Source organism: Streptomyces sp. NPDC002125 (assembly GCF_053593715.1).
In genome coordinates this window covers 159,305-183,422 of the sequence record NZ_JBSFDD010000003.1, presented here as the reverse complement: position 1 = coordinate 183,422, position 24,118 = coordinate 159,305, and the positions used below count along the sequence as shown (strand labels likewise).

Below are 24,118 nucleotides of genomic sequence, written 5' to 3'. Positions count from 1 at the left end.
GGAGACGTACGCGAACCCCGTGCCGCGCCTGCGGTCACTCCGGCTGGTGCTCGGGCCCGCCGAAGTCCGGGCTGGTGAAGTCCGGACTCGTGAAGGTGGGGCGCGGCCCGGCCGAAGGCCCGTCCTGGGGCCCGGTGAAGTCCGGTCTGCTGTAGCCGATCTTCGGGATGCGATGGGCCGACCTGTGCGGCGTCCTCGCTGCGGGTCCTGCGGTCGGGTCGGCGAGCGCGTCCCGCAGGAAGGGCAGGATGCCGCGCTCCAGCAGGGCGTGGCGCCAGGCCTCCCTGGCGCGGGCCACGTCCTCCGGAAGCTCCTCCTCCTCGTCCACGGCGGGCAGCGCGGTGGCGCCGTTGCGCAACGCGGTGAGGAGGAGCCCGACCGCCGCCACGAGGATGGCGGCGGCGGCGACGGCGGCGAAGAACCATCCGGCGGTGACCAGGGTCCCGGCGAAGGCCGGCTCCGGGCTGAGCGCCTTGAGGACGTAACCGACCAGCAGGAATATCAGGGCGGCCGCGCCCGCGAGGACGGGAGCCAGCACGGTGATCACCGCAAGGGTGCCGGCGCCCGCGGGATCCGGTTCGTGCGTGGCGGGTTCGAGGACGGAGTCGTGGGCCCCCGGATCGTCCGGTCCGCGCAGTTCGCCGCGGACCTTCACGTAGTGCTCGTACTCGGTGGCGGCGGCAGCGGTGATCAGGGGCGTGGCGTCCAGGGCCATCGTCCGCAGCTGTTCCGCGTTGAGCCGGTCGCCGACTCCGTCCAGATCCGGTCGTTCGTGGGCGTGACGCAGCGCGTCGGCAAGGATCCGCTCGTATTCGGGGCGGTCCTCGGCCAGCAGGTGCGGAGCGCTTTTCATGTGCATCCCCCGATGCTCCGTAAGGCCTGATCGACCGCGTGGGGCCGGGCAATCGGGCGGAAACGGAGGAGAGCCTGCTACTGATACGCCGATGGTAGAGCGCCTACGGCACGGGGTGACAGGGGGTTTCCGGAAATAGGCCCAGCCGCCGACGGAGTCGGGTCGTGATGCGCCTTCCCGCGTACTCCTCAGTCATGCAGGGGAAGTTGGACTACCAACAGCTTTCCGGCCATGGTCACTCCGCCGTCCATGGCGATGGCCAGCCCGTCCGCGTAGACGTGCGGGCCGTCCACCACGGGGCGTGCCGTGTCCTCGCCGTCCTCCGAGCCGACCTCGCCCAGCAGGTACGGAATAGGGCTGTGGCCATGGACGACGCGCTGTCCGCCGTACGTCGACATCAGCTCGCGCACGGCCTGCGCGCCGCCCTCGTCGCGGAAGGCGAACCGCTTGGTGAGCTTGCGGAAGAGGTCCCAGCACTCGTCGGCGTCGTTGCGCGTGAGAATGGCGTGCACCGTGTCGTTGACGTCCTCGATGGTGGACCCGTAGTCGAGGTAGGCCGTCGTGTCGGAGTGCATCAGCAGATGCCCGTCCTCCTCGACGACCGCGTCGAGCCGGGACATCCACTGGAGATGGACGTCCTGGAGCCGCTCCATGTCGGTCTTCTGACCGCCGTTGAGGAGCCAGGCGGCCTGGAAGGTCGCGGTGCCCGCGCCGGAGTTCACCGGGGTGTCGCCGAACCTCTTCGCGCCGAGCAGCAGCAGCTCGTGGTTGCCCATGAGGGCCTTGCAATACCCGCCTGCCGCCGCGGCCTCCGCGGAGAGGCGCATGACGAGATCGATGACACCGATGCCGTCCGGGCCCCGGTCGGTGAAGTCGCCGAGGAACCAGAGCCTGGCGTTGCCGGCCGCCCATCCGCCGTCGGCGTCGATCAGGCCCTGCTCGCCGAGAGCCGCCAGGAGCTCGTCCAGATAACCGTGGACGTCACCGACGACGTACAGCGGACCGCGGCCCCGGTCGTCGGCGGGCCGGGGCTCGGGGACGGTCCGCACCTGGACGGTGTCACCGCGATTGATCACGGGCAGATCGCGCTCGGTGGGGGTGTACCCCTCCGGCGGCTCCTCGCCCACGCCGGCGTTGCCGGGGTGCGGCAAGGGCGGGCCCATCGGCACCTGCGCATACGGCGGTACGCGGAAGTCGCGCAACGTCGCTGTCCGCACTACGGGTTCCTGACCGGCCCCCTGAGTCATCGACCCCTCCACCACCGTCGCGCCTCCGTACACCTGACGGGCCCTGCCTGGTAGAGGTGGTCCGCGGTGTCGTGCGCCCATCATAGGAATGCGGATCGTGCTGTGTGACGCACCAGGGGTGGTGAATCCGTACGCACAGCTGGTTCACCGACCTTTTGGTCCGGATTGATCCGATCAGTCCCCGGCAGGCGAGCGGGGTGCGCTGACCGTGGTGCGTGGCGGGCGCCGTTGCGAGGACGTGCGGACGATGAGCTCTGTCGGTATCACCTGCTCCACCGGACCGTCGTGCTCGACCCCTTCGATGGCGTCGATGAGGAGCTGGACGACTGCCGTGCCGATTCTGCGCGGCTTGAGCGAGAGCGTGGTGATCGGGGGTTCGGTCGACGCGTAGACGGTGGACTCGCTGCAGCAGACCAGCAGGAGGTCGTCGGGGACCCGCAGGCCGTAGCGGCGCGCGGCGGCGAGGAGATCGGTCCCGTTGGGGTCGAAGAGCCCGTAGACGGCGTCGGGGCGGTCGGGGCGGGCGAGGAGGCGGTCGGCGGCGACGGCGCCGGCGCAGGGGTCGTGGGCGGGATAGGACTCGTAGACCGGATCCTGGCCCACCCGCTCGCACCAGTGGAGGTAGGCGGTGGTGGAGAGACGGGTGTACGTGTCGGTGGTGGTGCCCGTCAGCAGCCCGATGCGGCGTGCTCCCGCGGCGGCCAGGTGGTCCAGGAGGTCGAGGACGGCCGCGCGGTGATCATTGTCCACCCAGGCGGTGACCGGAAGTGATCCTGCCGGGCGCCCGTCGGAGACGACGGGGAGCCCCTGGCGCACGAGTTCGGTGACCACGGGGTCCTGGTCGGAGGGGTCGATCACGACCGTTCCGTCGAGGGCCACGTTGGACCAGACGTCGTGGCGGGACGTGGCGGGCAGGATCACGAGGGCGTAGCCACGGGCGAGGGCGGCCGATGTGGCCGCTCTCGCCATCTCCGCGAAGTACGCGAACTCCGTGAAGGTGAAAGGTTCATCCCCGTAGGTGGTCACGGTCAGGCCGATGAGGCCCGACTTGCCGGTACGGAGGGTTCGGGCCGCGGCGGACGGGCGGTAACCCAGTCGTTCTGCGACCTCGCGGACATGGCGGCGCGTGGCGTCCGGGAGCCTGCCCTTGCCGTTGAGGGCGTCGGACACGGTCGTGATGGAGACTCCGGCCGCCGCGGCCACATCCCGGATGCCCGCCCGTCCTTGCCGGCCGCTGCGCCGGGGTGTCTCTGTCCGGCTCACCTGGTGCTTCCCTGCTGCTGTCATAGCGAGCCGATAGTAGGGCTCCGGCGCCCGGTTGGGCCGGTCGCATATGCACACGTTGACAGGCACGTTTCTGCATGATCAGAAGGGTGTAAATGCCTTGCTAAGCATGGGTGTTTGGGGTCTGTAGGTCGATGTGTCATGCATCGACGCGCATGGACCTGCTGAATGGCTCATGTCTCGAAGAGGTCTCAACTCACCTGTTCGGGGGATGCGCGCCACGGAGTGAGCGACCGGCGCGCGGCGGGATGCCCGGCACTCCCCCTGCCGAAGGGTGCCGGAGTCATGCATGCCCGGCGTTTCCTGCCGGAGCGGAGGATTCCTGGCTTCCGGCCATTCGCAGGCGCGCCCAATCCTCATAGGGTGAGCAGTATTGATGTGTACGGACGGTCGAGGAGGATCTGCGGTGAGCGAGACGAGCCCCAAGCTGCGCGCCGAGCTGGACGGTGTCCCTGCGTATGTGCCGGGCAAGCCGGCGGGCGCCGAGGGAGCGGTTGCCTTCAAGCTGTCCTCCAACGAGAACCCGTATCCCCCGCTGCCCGGTGTCATGGAGTCGGCGCTCGCCGCTGCCGCCTCCTTCAACAGGTATCCGGACATGGCGTGCACCGGCCTGATGAACGAGCTGGCCGACCGCTTCGGTGTGCCCGTCTCGCATCTGGCCACCGGCACCGGCTCGGTCGGTGTCGCCCAGCAGCTGCTCCAGGCCACGTCGGGTCCGGGCGACGAGGTCATCTACGCCTGGCGCTCGTTCGAGGCGTACCCGATCATCACCCAGGTCAGCGGTGCGACCTCCGTCAAGGTGCCGCTGACCGGCGGTGAGGTGCACGACCTCGACGCCATGGCCGGAGCGGTCACTGACCGGACGCGGCTGATCTTCGTCTGCAACCCGAACAACCCGACCGGCACCGTGGTGCGCAGGGCGGAGCTGGAGCGGTTCCTGGACCGGGTGCCCTCCGACGTGCTGGTGGTGCTCGACGAGGCGTACAAGGAGTTCATCCGGGACCCGGAGGTGCCGGACGGCATCGAGATCTACCGGGAGCGGCCCAATGTCGCCGTGCTCCGCACCTTCTCCAAGGCCTACGGCCTCGCGGGCCTGCGGGTCGGCTTCGCGGTGGCGCACGAGCCCGTCGCGGCGGCGCTGCGCAAGACGGCCGTCCCCTTCGGCGTCAGCCAGGTCGCCCAGGACGCCGCCGTCGCGTCGCTGCGCGCCGAGGACGAACTGCTGGGGCGGGTCGGAGCGCTGGTGGGCGAGCGTGCCCGGGTGTACGAGGGTCTCGTGCGGCAGGGCTGGACCGTTCCGGAGTCCCAGGCGAACTTCGTCTGGCTGAGGCTCGGGGACCGCACGCTCGATTTCGCCGGGGTCTGTGAGCGGGCCGGTGTGGTCGTGCGGCCGTTCGCAGGTGAGGGTGTGCGGGTCACGATCGGGGAGTCCGAGGCCAACGACGTGTTCCTGAAGGTGGCGGAGGCGTACCGACAGGAGCTGTGACGGCGCGCGCCCTCCGACTGCCGCAGGCGCGCCCCTCGCGATCTCCTGCGGGCACGTCGGGTGCCCCTGATCTCCGGCGGCCATGGCGGGCGAGCCCCTTCGCGAACGTGGCGGCCTCGGCAGGCCCCCTGATCTCCGGCGGCCCCGGACCTCGCTCCATGAGGTCCGGGGCCGCTGTCGTGCCTGAAGCGGGTGCTGCCCCGGTGGCCACGGGGGCGCTGCTCCGTGCGCGACGGGCTCTGTCCGTTTCGCCCGGCTCGGCGGGATCGGCTGGAAACCACCCCCCGCTCGACGGCCTCGAAAAGGTGTGCGCCATAATGCTTGTGAATGTGAACGCGTTCACAAGCTAGTCCCGTTTCTCCCGTGATCGGGTGGATTAATGGGGCGAGCTGTGGCGGTGATCACGGCGACGTAAGGAGAAGCGGCGTGGACCTGGCTCTGGCACCAGAGACTCTGGCGCGTTGGCAGTTCGGCATCACCACCGTCTACCACTTCCTGTTCGTCCCTCTGACGATCTCGCTCGCGGCGCTCACCGCCGGCCTGCAGACCGCGTGGGTGCGGACGGACAACGAGAAGTACCTCAGGGCCACCAAGTTCTGGGGCAAGCTCTTCCTGATCAACATCGCCATGGGTGTGGTCACCGGCATCGTGCAGGAGTTCCAGTTCGGCATGAACTGGTCCGACTACTCGCGGTTCGTGGGTGATGTCTTCGGAGCTCCGCTCGCCTTCGAGGCGCTGATCGCGTTCTTCTTCGAGTCCACCTTCATTGGCCTGTGGATCTTCGGCTGGGACAAGCTGCCGAAGAAGATCCACCTCGCCTGCATCTGGATGGTGTCCATCGGCACGATCCTCTCGACGTTCTTCATCCTGGCGGCCAACTCCTGGATGCAGCACCCGGTCGGCTACCGGATCAACGAGGAACGCGGCCGTGCCGAGCTCACCGACTTCTGGAAGGTGCTCACCCAGGACACCGCCCTCACCCAGTTCTTCCACACCATCACGGCGGCCTTCCTCGTCGGCGGCGCGTTCATGGTCGGCATCTCCGCCTTCCACCTGGCCCGCAAGAGGCACATCCGGGTGATGCGCACCTCGCTGAGGGTCGGACTGGTCACGGTCGTGGCGGCGGGCATGCTCACCGCTGTGAGCGGAGACACGCTCGGCAAGGTGATGTTCAAGCAGCAGCCGATGAAGATGGCCGCGGCGGAGGCCCTGTGGGAGGGCGAGGAGGGCGCACCGTTCTCGCTCTTCGCGGTCGGTGATGTCGCCCAAGGGCACAACGACGTGGAGATCTCCATCCCCGGCGTGCTCTCCTTCCTCGCGGACAACACCTTCACCTCGTACGTTCCCGGCATCAACGACATCAACGAGCAACTGCAGGAGACCTACGGCCCCGGTGACTACCGGCCCAACATCCCGGTCGCCTTCTGGAGCTTCCGCTGGATGATCGGCTTCGGCATGGCGTCCTTCGGACTCGGTCTGCTGGGGCTGTGGCTCACACGCCGGAAGTTCCTGCTGCCACCGGCGCTGCGCACCGGGGAGGACGAGGTGCCGAATCTGGTCCTGTTCAGGAACAAGGCGCTGAGCCCGAAGTTCGCCAGGATCTACTGGATCACGGCCCTCTGGACCATGCTCTTCCCCTTGATCGCCAACTCCTGGGGCTGGATCTTCACCGAGATGGGACGTCAGCCCTGGGTGGTGTACGGGGTGCTCCAGACCCGTGACGGAGTCTCTCCCGGGGTCTCGCAGGGGGAGATCCTCACCTCCATGATCGGCTTCACGGCGCTCTACGCGGTGCTTGCCGTCATCGAGGTCAAGCTGCTCGTGAAGTACGTCAAGGCCGGTCCCCCCGAGCTCACCGAGGCCGACCTCAACCCGCCCACCCGGATCGGCGGTCATGACGAGGACGCCGACCGGCCGATGGCCTTCTCCTACTGAGAGCAAGCGGAGCTGAGAGATGGAACTCCACGACGTCTGGTTCGTGCTCATCGCCGTTCTCTGGACCGGCTACTTCTTCCTGGAGGGATTCGACTTCGGCATCGGGGTCCTCACCAAGCTGCTGGCCAGGAACCGCAAGGAACGCCGTGTCCTGATCAACACGATCGGGCCGGTCTGGGACGGCAACGAGGTATGGCTCCTCAGCGCGGGCGGCGCGACCTTCGCCGCCTTCCCGGAGTGGTACGCCACCCTGTTCTCCGGCTTCTATCTGCCCCTGCTGATCATCCTGATCTGCCTGATCGTGCGTGGGGTGGCCTTCGAGTACCGGGCGAAGCGGCCCGAGGAACGCTGGCAGACCAACTGGGAACACGCGATCTTCTGGACCTCGCTGATCCCGGCCGTGCTCTGGGGTGTGGCCTTCGGGAACATCGTCCGCGGGGTGAAGATCGACGCCGACATGGAGTACGTCGGCAACCTCTGGGACCTGCTCAACACGTACGCCCTTCTGGGCGGACTGGTCACGCTGTTCCTCTTCACCTTCCACGGGGCGGTGTTCGCCGCGCTCAAGACGGTCGGGGACATCAGGGAGCGGGCGCGTGCGCTGGCCTTCAAGCTGGGCCTGGCCACCGCTGTGGTCGCGCTGGTCTTCCTCCTCTGGACCCAGGCCGACAACGGCAACGGCTGGAGCCTGGTCGCGATGGCCGGCGCCGTGGTGACGCTGGTCCTGGCCATCGGAGCGATCTCGGCGGGACGCGAAGGCTGGTCCTTCGCCTTCTCGGGTCTGACCATCACCGCGGCCGTGGCGATGCTCTTCCTGACGCTCTTCCCGAACGTCATGCCGTCCTCGCTGAACGACGCCTGGAACCTGACGGTCACCAACGCCTCGTCGAGCCCCTACACCCTCAAGATCATGACCTGGTGCGCCGGCATCGCCACGCCGGTGGTGCTGCTCTACCAGGGCTGGACGTACTGGGTGTTCCGCAAGCGCATCGGCACGCAGCACATCGCCGACGCGCACTGAACCGACGCGCACCGAACCGACGCGCACCGAACCGACGCGCACCGAACCGACGTGTACGAGGCCGATGTGTACGGAACCGAGGTGCACGGAAGCCGAGACGTACCGAACCCGAGGCGCACTGAACCCGATGGCGCGCGCCGCATCTCTCGGCGCGCCCGACACCAGCCGGCATGCGATGAATGTCGCCACCGCGCCGGACCTGAGCTCACAGGGGAGCTGTTTCACGTGAAACCGATCGACCCGCGCCTGCTCCGGTACGCCCGCGCCACTCGCTTCTTCCTGGCGGCCGTGGTCGCGCTCGGGCTGGTCGGAGCCGCTCTGGTCATCGCTCAGGCCATGCTCATCGCCGAGGTGGTGGTGGGCGGCTTCGAGCAGGGGCTGACCGTCTCCGGACTGCGCACCCCACTCATCCTGCTCGCCGCAGTCGCGCTGGGCCGGGCTTTCGTGGCCTGGCTGACGGAACTGGCCGCCCATCGGGCGAGTTCCGCCGTCAAGTCAGAGCTGCGCGGCCGGCTGATGGAGCGGGCCGCCGCCCTGGGTCCGGACTGGCTGAGCGGGCAGCGCACCGGGTCGCTCATCGCGCTGGCCACCCGGGGGGTGGACGCACTCGACGACTACTTCTCGCGCTATCTGCCTCAGCTCGGCCTCGCGGTCGTCGTACCGGTGGCGGTTCTGGCCAGGATCGTCACCGAGGACTGGGTGTCGGCGGCGATCATCGTGGTGACACTGCCGCTGATCCCGCTCTTCATGATCCTGATCGGATGGGCCACCCAGTCCCGGATGGACCGTCAGTGGCGGCTGCTCTCGCGGCTCTCCGGGCACTTTCTCGACGTGGTCGCGGGACTGCCGACCCTGAAGGTCTTCGGGCGGGCCAAGGCACAGGCCGAATCGATCCGCACGATCACCTCGCAGTACCGCGCGGCCACGCTGAAAACGCTCCGGATCGCGTTCCTCTCGTCCTTCGCCCTCGAACTGCTCGCGACGCTCTCCGTGGCGCTGGTCGCCGTGACGATCGGGATGAGGCTCGTCCACGGAGAACTCGACCTCTACACGGGGCTGGTCGTTCTCATCCTGGCGCCGGAGGCCTACCTCCCGATCCGCCAGGTCGGCGCGCAGTACCACGCCGCCGCGGAAGGGCTCTCGGCCGCGGAGGAGATCTTCGCGGTACTGGAGACCGAGCCCGTGGCGGGCGGCACCGAGGACGTGCCGCAGTCGCTTCGTCTGGAGCTGGACGGGGTGACGGTCCGGCATCAGGGGCGTACGGAACCCTCGCTCGACGACGCGTCCCTTGTCGTCGAGCCGGGGGAGACCGTCGCCCTCGTCGGCCCCAGCGGGGCGGGGAAGTCGACGCTCCTGAGCGTGGTGCTGGGATTCACGGTGCCCGACGAGGGCCGGGTGAGCGTCGGCGGGACCCGTCTCGCCGGCCTCTCCCCCGAGCACTGGCGCGAGCAGATCGCCTGGGTGCCCCAGCGTCCGCATCTCTTCGCCGGGACGATCGCGGAGAACGTACGGCTGGCCCGCCCGGACGCCGGCGACGAAGAGGTCATGGAGGCCCTGCGGGAGGCGGGGGCCCATGACTTCGTCGAGGCTCTGCCGGACGGCGTCCTGACACCGCTGGGTGAGGACGGGGCCGGTCTCTCCGCAGGCCAGCGTCAGCGGATCGCTCTGGCCCGGGCGTTCCTCGCCGACCGGCCGCTGCTGCTGCTCGACGAGCCGACCGCGAGCCTGGACGGCGAGACGGAGGCAGGCATCGTCGACGCGGTACGGAGGCTGGCGACGGGACGCACCGTGCTGCTGGTCGTGCACCGGCCCGCGCTGCTCCCGGTGGCGGACCGGGTGGTGGAGATCGGGCCCCGGCCGCCGGTGAGCGCCTCCCCCGGTGCCTCGTCGGCTGCCCGGGTGCCCGCGCCGTCCGGCGGTTCGGCGGCGTCGGACCGTACCTACGCACGCGAGCTGATCGGCGCGGGGGAGACCGGGCTGCTGAAGGACACCGCCCCGAGGGCCGGCGGCCGGGTGCTCGCCCGGGTCCGGGAGGCCGCGGGATCGCAGCACGGGAAGCTGGGCCTGGCGCTCCTGCTGGGCAGCCTCGCCGTCGGGTCGTCCGTCGGGCTCATGGCCGTGTCCGGATGGCTGATCTCGCGCGCGTCCGAGCAGCCCCCGGTGATGTATCTGATGGTCGCCGTCACCGCGACCAGGGCCTTCGGCATCGGCCGAGCCGTCTTCCGGTACGCCGAGCGTCTGGTGTCCCATGACGCGGTGCTCAGGATGCTCGCCGAGCTCAGGGTCTCCGTGTACCGCGGACTGGAGCGCATCGCGCCCGCCGGGCTCCGGACCACGCGACGAGGCGACCTGCTGTCCCGGCTGGTCTCCGATGTGGACGCCCTGCAGGACTACTGGCTGCGCTGGCTGCTGCCCGCCGGGACCGCGCTCGCGGTCGGGGCCGGGTCGGTGGCGTTCCTCGGCTGGCTGCTCCCCGGCGCGGGCGCGGTCCTGGCGGTCGGACTGCTGCTCGCGGGCGTGGGCGTGCCCTGGCTGAGCGGGGTCTGCGCCAGGCGTGCCGAGCGCCAACTGGCGCCCGCCCGGGCCGAGCTGTCCGTCCGGGTCGCCGATCTCCTCGGCGGGACGGCCGAGCTGACCGTCGCGGGTGCCCTGGCCGACCGCAAGGAGCGGGTGCGCGGCGCGGACACCGTCCTCACGCGGATCGCCTCCCGCGGGGCGACCGCGACCGCGCTCGGCGGCGGACTCTCCGCCCTCATCTGCGGGCTCACCGTGGTGGCCGCGGCGGTCGTCGCGCTGCCCGCCGCGTTCGACGGACGGCTGGAAGGCGTGGAGCTCGCCGTCGTAGTCCTCACGCCGCTCGCCGCCTTCGAAGCGGTGACGGGACTGCCGCTCGCGGTGCAGTACCGCCAGCGGGTCCGGCGCAGCGCGGAGCGGGTCTTCGAGGTGCTGGACGCTCCCGTGCCGGTCGAGGAACCGGCCGAGCCCGCCGAGGCGCCCGCCTCGCCCTTCCCGCTCGACGTACGAGGACTGTCGGCCCGGTACGAGGGCGCGGGGCACGATGCCCTGCACTCCGTCGATCTGACCCTGCTCCCCGGCAAGCGGGTGGCGGTCGTGGGGCCGTCCGGCTCGGGCAAGACGACGCTCGCGCAGGTCCTGCTGCGCTTCCTGGACGCCAAGGAGGGGACGTACCGCCTCGGTGGTGTCGAGGCATCCGCCCTGGACGGGGACACGGTCCGGAGCTTCGTCGGGCTGTGTGCCCAGGACGCGCACGTCTTCGACAGCTCCATCCGCGAGAACCTGCGGCTCGCCCGCACCGGTGCGACGGACCGCCAGCTCCGGGACGCTCTCGCCGGGGCCAGGCTGCTGGACTGGGCCGACTCGCTGCCGGACGGACTGGACACGCTGGTGGGCGAGCACGGCGCCCGGCTCTCGGGCGGACAGCGGCAGCGGCTGGCGCTGGCCCGTGCGCTGCTCGCCGACTTCCCCGTACTCGTACTCGACGAGCCCGCTGAGCACCTCGACCTGGCGACGGCGGACGCGCTGACCACGGATCTGCTGGCCGCCACTGAGGGACGTACGACAGTGCTGATCACGCACCGGCTGGCCGGGCTCGACGCCGTGGACGAGGTCCTCGTGCTGGACGGCGGCCGAGTGGTCCAGCAGGGGCCCTACGCCGATCTGGCCGCACAGGACGGGCCGTTGCGCAGGATGCTCGCACGCGAGCAGGAGCCGGTCGGTGCGGAACCGGAGCCGAGGGGGCGGGTGGAGGCGGTGCCCGTACGCGCCTGAGGGCGGCGGGCGGACCGTGTTCCGACTTTCCGGACGATTCATCGCTTATTAGGCTCGGGTCATGCCGGAGCAGGAGCCGCAGGAATCGCCCGAAGCCGCACGGCCGCCCGCCGCGAGCCTGCGGGGGCTCTCCCCCGCGCTGACCGCCCGTGTCCCCGCGCTGCTGGAGGCCACCAAGTCCGTCGGCACAGGGCTTGAGCTCCACTCCACCCTGGAGCGCATCTGCGAGACGGCGGCCGAGCTCGCCCGTGCTCGCTACGCGGCGATCGGGGTCGTCGACAAGCCCGGTGAGAGCCTGCGCGACTTCGTCTCCCATGGCGTTCCCGAGGGGACCGCCGAGGCGGTCGGCCGCCCGCCCGACGGACACACCGGGCTGCTGGGTGCCCTGATCGAGGAGGGCGTCTCCATCCGGCTGGAGGATCTGGAGGCCGACCCGCGCTTCGCAGGCTTCCCGCCCGGCCACCCGAGGATGCGGACGTTCCTCGGTGTTCCGATCCGGGTCCAGGGCAAGATCTTCGGCAATCTCTATGTGATGGAGAAGCAGGGCGGTGAGGCGTTCGGCGACGCCGAACTGCAGCTGCTGCGGGTGCTCGCCACGGAGGCGGGGATCGCCATCGGCCATGCGCGTACGTACGAGGCGGCCAGGCAGCGTGAGAGGTGGATCAACGGCTCGGTCGCTGTCACCACCGCTCTCCTCTCGGGCGGGGACGCGGACGAGGCACTGGCCGTCGTCGCGGAGCAGGCGATGCGCCTCGCCGACGCCGAGGCGGGAATCGTGCTGCTCCCCGCCGAGGAAGGGGGCCTGGAGATCGTCGCCGTCGCGGGCGACAAGCCGTCCGCGTCCCTCGGGGTGATCATTCCGCCGCAGAGCCCCGTGGTGGCCGCGCTCCTCAGGGGCGAGGAGGTCTTTCTGGACGACCCGGCCACCGACCCCCGGATGATCACCAGGCTGGCCAACCGGTTCGGCCCGCACATGCTGCTCCCCCTGCGCAGCGGCGGCCAGGTGCTCGGCGCGCTCGCCATTCCGCGGCGAAGGGGAGGACGGTCGTTCACCCGGACGGAGCGGCTCCTGGCCACCCACTTCGCTGCGCAGGCGGCGCTCGCGCTGAAGATGGCCGAGGCCCAGCGGGACCGGGAGCGGCTCGCCGTCTACGAGGACCGGGACCGGATCGCCCGAGACCTTCATGACCTCGTCATCCAGCGTCTGTTCGCCACTGGGATCATGCTGGAGGGGGCGCAGCGGCGCTCGCCCGTACCCGCGGTCCGGGAGGGTGTCGGACGGGCCGTCGACGAACTGGACGTGACCATCCAGGAGATCCGCACCGCCATCTTCGCGCTGCAGCAGGAGCCCGCCGAGGCGCCGGCCGGGTTCAGGACGCGGGTACTGCGGGAGATCAACATGGCGGCGGTGCCCCTGGGGTTCATGCCCTCGCACCGGTTCCTCGGTCCCATCGACTCACTCGTGGGCGAGCTCGCGGGCAAGAATCTCATCGCGGCCCTGCGCGAGGCGCTGTCCAACACTTTCCGGCACGCGCAGGCCTCACGCGTCGATGTGGGGGTGGACGCCACCGCTGTTCTGCCGGACGGTCGCGAGGCGGTACGGCTCACGGTCGCGGACGACGGGGTGGGCATCCCGGAAGGGGGGCGGCGCAGCGGTCTGCGGAACCTCGCCAGGCGCGCGGAATCCCTGGGCGGCGCGAGCTGGTTCGGGCCGGGCACGGGGGAGGACGGCGGCGGTACGACGGTGACCTGGCAGGTCCCGCTCTGACCGTGCGGGGAGCGCTGCCGCGTGTGTCCCGGCGCCGTCGGCTTCGGCGCGTGGCCTCAGCCGCCCGTGACGTCAGCTGCCTGTGCCTTCAGCCGCCCGAAGCCTCAGCGCGCGGCCAGGATCCGTTCGATGACGACCGCGACACCGTCCTCGTCGTTCCTGAGCGTCACCCCGGACGCGGCGGCCCGGGCGGCGGGGTGCGCGTTGCCCATGGCGAAGGAGGCGCCCGCCCAGCTCAGCATCTCCACATCGTTGGGCATGTCCCCGAACGCCACCACCTGGTCCGGTGAGATGCCGCGCTCCGCGCAGCACGCGGCGAGTGTGCGTGCCTTGGAGACTCCAAGGCCGCTGATCTCCAGGAGCGCGGTGGGGCTGGACCTGGTGAAGGACGCACGGCCCCCGGCGGTCTCGCGGGCCAGCGTGAGGAAGGCGTCCGGAGCCAGCTCGGGGTGGTGGGCGAGGACCTTCAGGACCGGGGCGCCTGTGCCGGGGACCTCCTCGTACAGCAGCTTTTCGGCCACGGCGACCGTCGCACCCGGGTCCATGTGGAACGGGGGGTAGGCCGGCTCGTAGTGGATGCCGGTGGCCAGCTCGACGGCGAACGACACACCGGGGGCGGCCTCACGCAGGACGCCCACGACGTCCAGGGCGACGTCGCGGTCCAGCGGGTAGACCTTGAGGAGGCGGCCGTCGTGGAGGTCGGCGACCGCGGCCCCGTTCGCGCAGATCGCCATGCCGTGGCCCTGGACGTGGGCGCTGACGACGTCCATCCAGCGGGCCGGCCTGCCGGTGACGAAGAAGACCTCGATCCCCGCCTCCTCGGCTGCCGTGAGGGCGGCGGTCGTACGGTCCGACAGGGTCTTGTCGTCGCGCAGCAGGGTGCCGTCCAGGTCGGTGGCGATCAGACGTGTCACGGCAGGCAGAGGCGAGTCGGAAGCTGAGGTCACCCGGTCATTCTCCCGTACGGAGTCGCACGGGCGTGCAGAGGGGCGCACATCTGAGAACGCGAGCCTCTGAACTGCGGAACATGACTTCGGCATATGCCGACGGCGCGAAGGCGTGCTTACCGGGGCAGAAGCGGCCGGCAGCCCTCGCCGAAGTGTCGGACGCCCGGGCCGGGACGGTTCGCCGCCCGGCCCGGAGAGCCGCCCAGGGGGTCGACCGGAGAGGTCAGCCGAGCTGGGCCGTGCCCTCGGTGGCGATCCGCTCGAACAGCTCGGTGTCCGCGGTGAAGACGGAGTCGGGCACCGGCCAGTGGATGACGATCTCGGTGAAGCCGAGCTCGAAGTGCCTGCCGGCGAAGTCCACGAACGCGTCGAAGGACTGGAGCGGACGGTCCGGGGTGAAACCGGTGAGCAGGATCTTGTCCAGCTCACCGACGTCCCGCCCGGTCTCCTCACAGGCCGCGCCGAGCCGGCTGATCTGGTTCCGGATCGCGGCCACGGACTGCTCCGGGGTCCCGGCCTCGAAGAGCTTCGGGTCGCCCGTGGTCACCCACGCCTGGCCGTGCCGGGCGGCGAGTTTCAGCCCGCGCGGCCCGGTGGCGGCGATCGCGAAGGGCAGCCGGGGCCGCTGCACACAACCAGGAATGTTCCGGGCCTCGTTCGCGGCGTAGAACGTGCCCTCCTGCGTCACCGAGGGCTCCCGGAGCAGCCGGTCGAGCATCGGGACGAACTCGTCGAAGTGGTCGGCGCGCTCCCGCGGCGTCCACGGCTCCTCACCGACCGGGCGCAGCGTCGTGGCGTCGAAGCCGTTGCCCCCGGCGCCGATGCCGAGGGTGATCCGGCCGTCGGACACGTCGTCCAGCGTGATGAGGTCCTTGGCGAGCGTCACCGGGTGCCGGAAGTTGGGCGAGGTGACGAGGGTGCCCAGGCGGAGCCGCTCTGTGGCCGCGGCGGCGGCGGTCAGGGTCGGGACCGCCCCGAACCACGGGCGGTCCCGGAAGGTGCGCCACGCCAGGTGGTCGTAGGTGTACGCGGCGTGGAAGCCCAGCTCCTCGGCGCGCGCCCAGAGGGCTCGGCCACCGTCGTTCCAGCGGTGGATGGGCAGAATCACGGTGCTCAGTCGGCGGGAGGAGGTCATGACGACGACTCTACGGTGAGGGCCGGCGGGCCCCGTGGGCCACCAGGGGCGTCAGGCTCGGAGGGAACGCCGCCCAGGACGGGTGGCAGTGGTTGCCGGGGCAGGAGGCCGGGGCGACGCTGGAGTGGAACCCCGCCGGACCTGCCCGCGCGTGTGTGCACGGCGCCGGTGGTGGTTCGCAGGAAGAAGGGTCGCCATGAGGATGCTGCTCACCGCGCAGATGGACACCGAGACCGCGAACCAGGCCGTGTCCGACGGAACCATGCCGAAGGTCATCGAGGAGGTCGTGGAGCATCTCAAGCCCGAGGCGTCGTACTTCACCGTCCAGAACGGTCAGCGGACCTGTCTGATGGTGTTCGACATGCAGGACTCCGCTCAGATGCCGCCGCTGCTGGAGCCGCTGTTCCACGTGAACTCCAAGATCAGCCTGCAGCCGGTGATGAACCTCGAAGACCTGAGGACCGGCCTCGGCGGCATGCGGCGCTGATGCTCCACAAGGTCGGAGCAGGGCGGCCGGGGGCCGTCAGCGCAGGCGCAGGAAGGCCGGAGGCACGGAGTCGGTGAGCCACACCCCGTTGTCGCTGACGTGGACGAGGTGTCCCGCCCGGTGCATGGCCCCCGCGTCCACGGAGAGGACTACCGGTACGCCCCGCCGGGCGCCGACGCGCACAGCTGTCGCGCGGTCGGGCGAGAGGTGGACGTGGTGACGATTCATGGGCCGCAGCCCCTCGGAGCGGATGCTGTCGAGAGCCCGGGCCACGGTGCCGTGGTAGAGGTACGGCGGCGGCACGGCCGGGGGCAGGCCGAGGTTCACGGTGACGGAGTGGCCCTGGCTCGCGCGGATGCGGCCGCCCTCGACGGCGAAGCGCTGCTTGTCGTTCGCGGCGACGACGTGGTCGAGCTCCTCCGGGGTGATGGTGAAGCCGTTCCGGGCGCACGCCCGCAGCAGCTCGTCCACCTCCACCCAGCCTTGGGCATCGAGCGTGATCCCGAGCCGGTCCGGCTGATGCCGCAGATGCTTCGACAGGTATTTGGACACCTTGACGGTGCGTCTTTCGTCCATCCCGTCAGAGTCCCGCGCCACGCCTCCCGGCGCACCCGGATTTCACTCGACGTTCCCGGCATTCATTTTCGCTCCGAGGTTTGATCCACAGCCAACTCACTTTATCCACAGGCCTTTTGGCGATTCTGTGGACAAGTGGCTTGTGGTTTACGGCATTTAGCTAACTTCTATAGGCTTAGGGTGATATGGGCGGAATGCTTCGATAGTGGTAGCTCAACACCCCTGCGGGAAAGGCGTGAGCGCCAAGTCAGCAAAGACGCAGGGAAGTTGTTGGCCGAACCGGTCAGAGCAGTCCATGCACACCTCGTTCAGGGCGTGTTGCGAAGCGGCATCACCGAACCGCCGCCTCCCATCACAGCGGTGGCTTCAGCCGCGCCACTCCGCGGAGTACGCGTGGGCTGAACCGCGACAGCAGGCGCGCGCCCCGGGCCTCGGGTGTCACCGGCACAACTGCCCTGTTGTGCACGACGGCTTCGAGGATGGCGTGGGCCACCTTCTCGGCCGGGTAGTTGCGGCGTGCGTAGAGTTTCGCCGTCCGTTCGCGGAGCCGCGCTTCCTCGGTCTCGTCGGCGCCGGCGAAGTGCGCGGTCGCGGTGATGCCGGTGTTGACGAAGCCCGGGCATATCGCGCTGACGCCGATCGACTTCCCGGCCAGTTCGGCGCGGAGGCATTCGCTGAGCATCAGCACCGCGGCCTTGGACGTGCTGTACGCGGGCAGGGCGAGTGACGGCTGATACGCCGCCGCCGAGGCGACGTTGACGATATGGCCGCCCTGGCCTCGGGCGGTCATCCGGCTGCCGAAGACCCGGCAGCCGTGGATCACTCCCCACAGGTTGACGTCGAGCACCTTCCGCCAGTCCTCGGCGGTCGTGTCGAAGAAGGAGCCCGACAGACCGATACCCGCGTTGTTCACCAGGACATCGACGACTCCGTACTCCGTGGCGACCTTCTCGGCGAGGTGCTCCATCGCCTTCTCGTCGCCGACATCGACCACTTCGGCCCACGCGTCCGTCGCTCCGGCCGCCAGCGCCGACTCGGCAGTACGTGCCGCGCCCTCCGCGTCCAGGTCGACGGCCACCACGCGCGCGCCCGCCGCGGCGAACGACAGAGCGGTGGCCCGCCCGATGCCCGAGGCGGCTCCCGTCACCAGCACCAACTGCCCGCCGAAGCGCTCGGCATGGGGACCGGTCGCCTTCCCGGCCTCCGTGCCGGAACGGGAGGCTTCGCCCTGGCCTGCCTCCTCCGCGAGGAGGAAGTCAGTGATCCAGGAAGCCAGTTGATCTGGCCTGGTGCGCGGAATCCAGTGCTTGGCCGGAAGGGACCGGCGGACCAACCTCGGCGCCCACCGGTCCAGTTCGTCGTAGAGCACCGGTGAGAGGAACGCGTCACCGGTCGGAGTGATCAGCTGGACCGGCACATGGGCGTACGCGTCCGGGCGTGGCCGGCGCAGGCGGGAGCGGATGTTGTCGCGGTACAGCCAGGCGCCGTGGGCCGCGTCCTGGGGGAGCGAGGCCGTCGGATATCCGTCGGCGGGCACCTTCTCCATCCGCCGCAGGATGCGCGGCCACTGGCGGCCGAGGGTGCCGCGCCAGGCCAGCTCAGGAAGGACCGGCGTGTGCAGTGCGTAGATGTACCAGGACTTGGCGCCCTGGCCGAGCAACTGGCCCACATGGCGGGGGCCCGGGTGGGACGTCCGCTTCTTGACCCAGTGCCCGAGGTGGTCCAGGGACGGACCGGACATCGAGGTGAACGAGGCGATCCGGCCCCTGGTCCGCTCCACCGTCGCGAACTCCCATGCCTGGACGGAGCCCCAGTCGTGGCCGACCAGGTGGACCGGGGCATCCGGGCTCACGGCGTCCACGACGGCGAGGAAGTCGTCGGTCAGCTTCTCCAGGGTGAAGCCCCCGCGCAGCGGCTTCGGGGTCGTCGAGCGACCGTGCCCCCGCACGTCGTAGAGCACCACGTGGAACCGGTCCGCCAGTCGTCCCGCGACCTCGGACCAGACCTCCTTGCTGTCCGGGTAGCCGTGCACCAGCACCACCGTCGGCTGTGCCGGGTCGCCCAACTCGGCCACGCACAGCTCGATTCCGCCCGTACTCACCCAGCGCTCACGCGCGCCTCGCAGGTCCACGCCGCCTCCTCGTCCAGTGCCGGCGTTGCGGTACGCGTCCGTAACGTGACACCGACGAATGTGGCAACCGGCGGGCGGCCGCGTCAAGGGATGCCCCGAACCTGTGGACAACGGCGGGTGGGCATGTTCCACCGGGTCCTGTGGACATGTCCGGCCCTGTCCCTGTGGACACCGTCCCTCAGCGTCCCGAGAACGGGCCACGGCCTCGTCCCTCAGCGTCCCGAGGGCAGGCCACGGCCTCGTCCCTCAGCTTCCTGTGGACAGGCCACGGCCCCGTGTCCCCCTCCATGGGGTCCCCCTACGGGTCCGTACGCCTGGAGTCGGACTCGGATACAACCGTCTGGTCTGACGACTCCTGTGGCGCGCGCCACTACCGTCGAGTACGTGACTGTGATCGCAATCGAAAGCCTGAGCAAGCGGTTCCCGAGGGTGACCGCTCTTGACCGGCTCTCCTTGGACATCGGACCGGGCGTGACCGGCCTGGTGGGTTCCAACGGGGCCGGCAAGTCCACGTTGATCAAGATCCTTCTGGGTCTGTCCCCCGCCACCGAAGGCCGGGCCGCGGTGCTCGGGCTGGACGTCGCCACCGAGGGCGCCGCGATCCGGGAACGGGTCGGATACATGCCCGAGCACGACTGTCTGCCCCCTGATGTGTCGGCGACCGAGTTCGTCGTCCACATGGCGCGGATGTCGGGGCTGCCGCCGACCGCGGCGCGCGAGCGCACCGCGGACACGCTGCGCCACGTCGGTCTGTACGAGGAGCGCTACCGGCCCATCGGCGGCTACTCGACCGGGATGAAGCAGCGGGTGAAGCTGGCCCAGGCTCTGGTCCACGACCCCAAGCTGGTCCTCCTCGACGAGCCGACCAACGGTCTGGACCCCGTCGGGCGCGACGAGATGCTCGGTCTGATCCGGCGCATCCACACCGACTTCGGCATCTCGGTGCTGGTCACCTCGCATCTCCTGGGGGAGCTGGAGCGGACCTGCGACCACGTCGTCGTCATCGACGGCGGGACGCTCCTGCGGTCCAGTTCGACCAGCGATTTCACCCGCACCACCACGACGCTGGCGGTCGAGGTCACCGACAGCGACGCCCACCCCGACGGCACGGGCGCCCTGCGTGAGGTCCTCACCGGCGCCGGGGTCAAGCTCGTCGGCCACGACGGACTCGACGCGGAGGGGCTGCCGGGAGCCGGTCACATTCTCCTCGTGGAGGCGACGGGCGAGGAGACCTACGACATGGTCCGCGACAGCGTCGCGGAACTCGGACTCGGGCTCGTCCGGATGGAACAGCGCCGCCACCGCATCGCCGAGGTCTTCCGTACCGAAGAGGCACCCCAGGCGGCCATGGCCGCGACGGCGGGCGCCGTACAGCAGAAGGGGAGCGGTCGCGATGAGCACTGAGACCGGGACCGCGGCCGGGAGCGACACCTCCCGGATCCACAACATCGGATACCGCTCCTACGACGGCGCCCGGCTGGGCCGGGCCTACGCCCGCCGGTCGCTCTACTCGCAGTCCCTGCGGGGCTCGTTCGGGCTGGGCAGGTCCGCGAAGTCCAAGGTGCTGCCGATGCTGCTGTGCGGGGTGATGTGCCTGGTGGCGCTGATCCTCGTGGCCGTCGCCATCGCGACGCCGAACATGACGAAACTGCCCATCAAGTACACCGACTTCGCGATCTATCTGCAGGCCGTGATCGGACTGTTCATCGCCTCCCAGGCGCCGCAGTCCGTGTCCCGGGACCTCCGCTTCAAGAGCGTGCCGCTGTACTTCTCGCGGCCCATCGAGCGCGTCGACTACGTGCTCGCGAAGTACGCGGCGATGGCGTCGGCGCTGCTCATCCTCACCGGGCTGCCCCTCGTCATCCTCTACGTGGGCGCGCTGCTGGCGAAGTTCGACTTCGCCGATCAGACCAAGGGCTTCGGGCAGGGGATGGTCTCGGTGGCGCTGCTCTCCGTACTGTTCGCCGGGCTCGGACTGGTCGTCGCCGCGCTGACACCGCGCCGGGGATTCGGGGTCGCCGCCGTGATCGCCGTACTGACCATCACCTACGGGGCCGTCTCCACCGTCCAGGCGATCGCCTGGCAGACGGACTCGCCCGGTGCCATCACCTGGCTGGGGCTGTTCTCCCCCATCACGCTGATCGACGGAGTGCAGACCGCGTTCCTCGGTGCCGTCTCCGCGTTCCCCGGCGGTGAGGGGCCGGGAGCCGGAGCGGGCGTCGTCTATCTGCTCGTTGTCCTCGCGCTCGTCGCCGGCTCGTACGCCGTACTGATGCGCCGCTACCGGAGGGTCGGCCTGTGACCACCATCGAGATCGACCACACCTCCCGCTGGTTCGGCAATGTGGTCGCCGTCAACGACGTGAGCATGACCGTGGGCCCCGGTGTCACGGGCCTGCTCGGCCCCAACGGAGCCGGGAAGTCCACGCTGATCAACATGATGGCCGGATTCCTCGAACCGTCGACCGGCACGGTGACGCTCGACGGCAGCCGGATCTGGCGCAACGAGGCCGTCTACAAGGCGATCGGGATCGTGCCGGATCGGGAGGGCATGTACGACTTCCTGACCGGCCGCGAGTTCGTCGTCGCCAACGCGGAGCTGCACGGCCTGGGTGACGCGGCGGCGGCGAAGGCGCTGGCCACGGTCGAGATGGAGCACGCGCAGGACCGCAAGATCTCGACGTACAGCAAGGGCATGCGCCAGCGCGTGAAGATGGCGTCCGCGCTGGTCCACGATCCCTCGGTGCTGCTGCTCGACGAGCCGTTCAACGGAATGGACCCGCGCCAGCGCATGCAGCTGATGGATCTGCTGCGCCGCATGGGCGCGGAGGGCCGCACGGTGCTCTTCTCCTCGCACATCCTCGAGGAGGTCGAGCAGCTCGCCTCGCACATCGAGGTGATCGTCGCGGGCCGTCACGCCGCGTCCGGCGACTTCCGGAAGATCCGCCGGCTGATGACGAACCGGCCGCACCGCTATCTCGTGCGGTCCAGTGACGACCGGGCCCTGGCGGCCGCGCTCATCGCCGACCCGTCGACGGCGGGCATCGAGGTCGACGTGACGGAACAGGCCCTGCGCATCCAGGCGGTCGACTTCGGACGCTTCACCACGCTGCTGCCGAGGGTGGCACGCGAACACGGCATCCGGCTGCTGACCGTCTCCCCGTCCGACGAGTCCCTCGAATCGGTCTTTTCCTATCTCGTAGCGGCCTGAGTAGTGGCCTGAAAGGAGCTGTGAAGCGTCATGTACGACCCCACAGTCGCCCGGCTCACCTACCGGGCCCTGCTCGGCCGGCGCCGGGCCGCCATCCTGTTCGTCCTGCCCGTCCTGCTGGTGGCCATCTCGGTGGCGGTACGGGCGTTCGCCGGAGCCGATGACGGCGTCGCCTCCGGTGTGCTGGGCGGATTCGCCCTCGCCACGATGGTGCCGCTGATCGGTGTCATCGCGGGGACCGGCGCCATCGGGCCGGAGATCGACGACGGTTCGATCGTCTATCTGCTGGCCAAGCCGGTGAAGCGCCCCACGATCATCTTCACCAAGCTGATCGTCGCCGTCGCCGTCACGATGCTCTTCTCGGCACTGCCGACGTTCGTCGCGGGTCTGATCCTCAACGGCAACGGCGGACAGATCGCCGTGGCCTACACGATCGCGGCGCTGGTCGCCTCGATCGCGTACAGCGCGCTGTTCCTGCTGCTCGGCACGGTCAGCCGGCACGCGGTGGTCTTCGGCCTGGTGTACGCGCTGGTGTGGGAGGCGCTCTTCGGCAGCCTGGTGCCGGGGGCCAGGACGCTCAGCGTGCAGCAGTGGTCCCTCTCGGTCGCCGAGAAGGTCGCGGGGGACGGCCTGGTCACCGCGGACGTCGGCCTGCCGCTCGCGACGGTCCTGCTGATCGGTGTCACGGTCGTCGCCACGTGGTACGCGGGCCAGAAGCTGAGGGGGCTGAAGCTCGCCGGCGAGGAGTGAGACCGGCCCTCGTGGGAACGGTCCTTGGCTCGCGCAACTCCCGTCCGCCGGACGGGGGTTGTTCCGTGTGGGGGTGTATACGCGTGACTGTACGGTTATCGGCTCGTTGTGCCGGGTGCGTGGAGGCAACTGGAATCCGTGGCGTCGAGCTTTCGTGAATCAGGGGAATGCCGGCAGGGGTGAGGCGATGCCCGCCCGGCCGGTCATCGAATGAGTGGCAACCGTGAGCGTCCTCCGCCCTCGCAGCCCGGGGACAGGGCTCTCCTTGCTCTTCCCACGCACGAGAGGCACACCCATGCCCACGGAAGTCGCCCTGCTCGAATCCCAGGCCCTCCGGGTCGAGCAGATGGGGCGCGTCGAAGTCCTCGACAAGGTGAAGAGCCTTGTCATGCTCCCTGATGGAATTCACCTTCGCACAGAGGAGGTGGCTGGGTACTTCGAAGTATCCACAGCCTCTGTCAGGAGGCTCACCGACCGGCATCAGGACGAGCTGGTCAGCAATGGAATGAGGGTGCTGCGAGGCGCTGAGCTGCGGTCCTTCCATAGCGACACGATGTCGCTATGGAAGGGGGAGGAGGTGAAAAGTTATCCACAGGCAGCCACTCAACTCCGCCTCTACACGCGTAGGACCGTGCTCAACATTGCGATGCTTCTTCGCGACAGCGATATCGCGCGCAGCGTCCGGACCCACCTGCTCGACGCCGAGGAGGACCTCAGGGCCTCCTACGTATCGCTCGACCGGCGCGTCACCCGTATCGAGGGCTGTCTCGCCGATGTGGGGAGCGCGCTCCAGGAGCTCGGGCCCGTGCTCGGCCGGATGTCGCAACGGTTCGATTCCCTGGACCGGAAGCTGGACGTCACCCACCAGCTCATCGGTGGCGTCAGTGTCCGGCTGACCGACGTCTCGCAGGACGTCATCCGGCTCGACGCCCGCATGGACGATCTGGCTCGCCGGCTGAGAGACCTGAGCCGCCGTACGAGCGGCTGACGGTCCGGGTCCGGGGGCCACCGCGTAAATGGGTGGTCCTCGGACGCCGTCCTGGGGCAGAGTTGAGGGGACGGCGCGGAGACGAACACGCCGTTCACCAGGACCGGGAGAGGAGCGCGGCGATGACCAGGAGTCCAAGTCCGTCGTGTTCCCGACAGGGTGGTCCGCAGCCGGCACCGCGGTAGCTTCATCAGCTGCCCGCGCAGTTGCCCGCAGGACCCCGGGTGGCCCTCACCGCACATCGCGCGGGCCACCTCCCGGAGGATTGGCCGAGTGGTAAGGCAGCGGCTTGCTAAGCCGTCGTCGGGGCGCGAACCCCGCGCGCGTTCGATCCGCGCATCCTCCGCCGCAGCCCGAAGCGCCGACCGGAACCGGCCCGAAGCGCCGACCGGAACCGGCCCGAAGAGCCGGCCCGCGGCCCGCAGTGCAGAGCCGACCCGCAGCGCCGACCATGCCCCCGCCAACCGCCAACCGCCAACCGCCAACCGCCAACCGCCAACCGCCAAGCCAC

Annotated in this window: 18 protein-coding genes and 1 tRNA gene; 12 read left to right on the top strand and 7 right to left on the bottom strand. The window is 69.9% G+C overall.

The genetic code is table 11. From position 1 onward, the window contains the following. Nucleotides 1-34: 34 nt before the first annotated feature. The 3 genes from ACWCQM_RS06625 to ACWCQM_RS06615 all read right to left on the bottom strand — a co-directional run bounded on the left by ACWCQM_RS06625 (nucleotide 35) and on the right by ACWCQM_RS06615 (nucleotide 3,387). Nucleotides 35-859: a hypothetical protein gene (locus ACWCQM_RS06625; protein WP_450914214.1), complete on the bottom strand. Its 825-nt coding sequence runs from the start codon at nucleotides 857-859 to the stop codon at nucleotides 35-37. Nucleotides 860-1,041: 182 nt separating this feature from the next. Next, on the bottom strand, nucleotides 1,042-2,115 hold the full coding sequence (locus tag ACWCQM_RS06620) for a metallophosphoesterase (RefSeq protein WP_450914213.1): 1,074 nt from the start codon (nucleotides 2,113-2,115) through the stop codon (nucleotides 1,042-1,044). A gap of 159 nt (nucleotides 2,116-2,274) precedes the next feature. After that, complete coding sequence (locus ACWCQM_RS06615) at nucleotides 2,275-3,387, bottom strand: LacI family DNA-binding transcriptional regulator (RefSeq protein ID WP_267074680.1); 1,113 nt, start codon at nucleotides 3,385-3,387, stop codon at nucleotides 2,275-2,277. Between the two features lie 403 nt (nucleotides 3,388-3,790). Here ACWCQM_RS06615 and hisC point away from each other — a divergent pair, with 403 nt between their 5' ends. From hisC to ACWCQM_RS06590, 5 genes are all read left to right on the top strand, one after another. Next, nucleotides 3,791-4,870, top strand: coding sequence for a histidinol-phosphate transaminase (hisC, locus tag ACWCQM_RS06610; protein ID WP_450914212.1), 1,080 nt, complete (start codon nucleotides 3,791-3,793; stop codon nucleotides 4,868-4,870). A 426-nt stretch (nucleotides 4,871-5,296) separates the two neighbouring features. After that, a complete protein-coding gene (locus tag ACWCQM_RS06605) occupies nucleotides 5,297-6,805 on the top strand; it encodes a cytochrome ubiquinol oxidase subunit I (RefSeq protein WP_450914211.1) in 1,509 nt (502 codons plus the stop codon). 19 nt (nucleotides 6,806-6,824) lie between these two features. Further along, nucleotides 6,825-7,826 carry a cytochrome d ubiquinol oxidase subunit II gene (cydB, locus tag ACWCQM_RS06600; RefSeq protein ID WP_450914210.1) on the top strand — a complete coding sequence of 334 codons (1,002 nt, stop codon included), beginning with the start codon at nucleotides 6,825-6,827 and terminating at the stop codon, nucleotides 7,824-7,826. Nucleotides 7,827-8,051: 225 nt separating this feature from the next. Further along, a complete protein-coding gene (cydD, locus tag ACWCQM_RS06595; protein WP_450914209.1) occupies nucleotides 8,052-11,615 on the top strand; it encodes a thiol reductant ABC exporter subunit CydD in 3,564 nt (1,187 codons plus the stop codon). 61 nt (nucleotides 11,616-11,676) lie between these two features. Further along, nucleotides 11,677-13,383 carry a sensor histidine kinase gene (locus tag ACWCQM_RS06590; RefSeq protein ID WP_450914208.1) on the top strand — a complete coding sequence of 569 codons (1,707 nt, stop codon included), beginning with the start codon at nucleotides 11,677-11,679 and terminating at the stop codon, nucleotides 13,381-13,383. Nucleotides 13,384-13,487: 104 nt separating this feature from the next. On the opposite strand, the gene ACWCQM_RS06585 is transcribed toward ACWCQM_RS06590, so the two are convergent. Beyond that, a complete protein-coding gene (locus tag ACWCQM_RS06585; RefSeq protein WP_450914207.1) occupies nucleotides 13,488-14,330 on the bottom strand; it encodes a Cof-type HAD-IIB family hydrolase in 843 nt (280 codons plus the stop codon). 223 nt (nucleotides 14,331-14,553) lie between these two features. After that, nucleotides 14,554-15,465: an LLM class flavin-dependent oxidoreductase gene (locus tag ACWCQM_RS06580; RefSeq protein ID WP_450914206.1), complete on the bottom strand. Its 912-nt coding sequence runs from the start codon at nucleotides 15,463-15,465 to the stop codon at nucleotides 14,554-14,556. 196 nt (nucleotides 15,466-15,661) lie between these two features. On the opposite strand from ACWCQM_RS06580, the gene ACWCQM_RS06575 reads away from it, so the two are divergent. Then, entirely contained in the window at nucleotides 15,662-15,952 is a 291-nt protein-coding gene (locus tag ACWCQM_RS06575) for a hypothetical protein (RefSeq protein WP_450914205.1), read from the top strand. Between the two features lie 36 nt (nucleotides 15,953-15,988). Here the strand turns inward: ACWCQM_RS06575 and ACWCQM_RS06570 are convergent, their stop codons facing one another. Then, nucleotides 15,989-16,528 carry an RNA 2'-phosphotransferase gene (locus ACWCQM_RS06570; protein WP_450914204.1) on the bottom strand — a complete coding sequence of 180 codons (540 nt, stop codon included), beginning with the start codon at nucleotides 16,526-16,528 and terminating at the stop codon, nucleotides 15,989-15,991. 352 nt (nucleotides 16,529-16,880) lie between these two features. Then, nucleotides 16,881-18,659: an SDR family oxidoreductase gene (locus tag ACWCQM_RS06565; RefSeq protein ID WP_450914203.1), complete on the bottom strand. Its 1,779-nt coding sequence runs from the start codon at nucleotides 18,657-18,659 to the stop codon at nucleotides 16,881-16,883. 390 nt (nucleotides 18,660-19,049) lie between these two features. Here ACWCQM_RS06565 and ACWCQM_RS06560 point away from each other — a divergent pair, with 390 nt between their 5' ends. From ACWCQM_RS06560 to ACWCQM_RS06535, 6 genes are all read left to right on the top strand, one after another. Then, nucleotides 19,050-20,063 (top strand): ABC transporter ATP-binding protein, encoded by a 1,014-nt coding sequence (locus tag ACWCQM_RS06560; RefSeq protein ID WP_450914492.1) that lies wholly within the window; start codon nucleotides 19,050-19,052, stop codon nucleotides 20,061-20,063. Then, nucleotides 20,053-20,961 (top strand): ABC transporter permease, encoded by a 909-nt coding sequence (locus ACWCQM_RS06555; protein ID WP_450914202.1) that lies wholly within the window; start codon nucleotides 20,053-20,055, stop codon nucleotides 20,959-20,961. Before ACWCQM_RS06560 ends, ACWCQM_RS06555 begins: the two co-directional genes overlap by 11 nt. Continuing rightward, complete coding sequence (locus ACWCQM_RS06550; RefSeq protein WP_450914201.1) at nucleotides 20,958-21,869, top strand: ABC transporter ATP-binding protein; 912 nt, start codon at nucleotides 20,958-20,960, stop codon at nucleotides 21,867-21,869. The genes ACWCQM_RS06555 and ACWCQM_RS06550 overlap by 4 nt, the downstream gene beginning before the upstream one ends. A gap of 30 nt (nucleotides 21,870-21,899) precedes the next feature. Continuing rightward, a complete protein-coding gene (locus ACWCQM_RS06545) occupies nucleotides 21,900-22,619 on the top strand; it encodes an ABC transporter permease (RefSeq protein WP_450914200.1) in 720 nt (239 codons plus the stop codon). Nucleotides 22,620-22,914: 295 nt separating this feature from the next. Then, complete coding sequence (locus ACWCQM_RS06540; protein WP_450914199.1) at nucleotides 22,915-23,607, top strand: hypothetical protein; 693 nt, start codon at nucleotides 22,915-22,917, stop codon at nucleotides 23,605-23,607. 259 nt (nucleotides 23,608-23,866) lie between these two features. Further along, nucleotides 23,867-23,953, top strand: a tRNA-Ser gene (locus ACWCQM_RS06535). Nucleotides 23,954-24,118: the final 165 nt, after the last annotated feature.

What these genes read in the sequence shown, in the direction of transcription:
- ACWCQM_RS06625 (WP_450914214.1), bottom strand. Translation starts at nt 859, where the DNA reads ATGCACATGAAAAGCGCTCCGCACCTGCTGGCCGAGGACCGCCCCGAA.
- ACWCQM_RS06615 (WP_267074680.1), bottom strand. Translation starts at nt 3,387, where the DNA reads ATGACAGCAGCAGGGAAGCACCAGGTGAGCCGGACAGAGACACCCCGG.
- cydB (WP_450914210.1), top strand. Translation starts at nt 6,825, where the DNA reads ATGGAACTCCACGACGTCTGGTTCGTGCTCATCGCCGTTCTCTGGACC.
- ACWCQM_RS06590 (WP_450914208.1), top strand. Translation starts at nt 11,677, where the DNA reads ATGCCGGAGCAGGAGCCGCAGGAATCGCCCGAAGCCGCACGGCCGCCC.
- ACWCQM_RS06580 (WP_450914206.1), bottom strand. Translation starts at nt 15,465, where the DNA reads ATGACCTCCTCCCGCCGACTGAGCACCGTGATTCTGCCCATCCACCGC.
- ACWCQM_RS06575 (WP_450914205.1), top strand. Translation starts at nt 15,662, where the DNA reads ATGAGGATGCTGCTCACCGCGCAGATGGACACCGAGACCGCGAACCAG.
- ACWCQM_RS06570 (WP_450914204.1), bottom strand. Translation starts at nt 16,528, where the DNA reads ATGGACGAAAGACGCACCGTCAAGGTGTCCAAATACCTGTCGAAGCAT.
- ACWCQM_RS06555 (WP_450914202.1), top strand. Translation starts at nt 20,053, where the DNA reads ATGAGCACTGAGACCGGGACCGCGGCCGGGAGCGACACCTCCCGGATC.
- ACWCQM_RS06545 (WP_450914200.1), top strand. Translation starts at nt 21,900, where the DNA reads ATGTACGACCCCACAGTCGCCCGGCTCACCTACCGGGCCCTGCTCGGC.
- ACWCQM_RS06540 (WP_450914199.1), top strand. Translation starts at nt 22,915, where the DNA reads ATGCCCACGGAAGTCGCCCTGCTCGAATCCCAGGCCCTCCGGGTCGAG.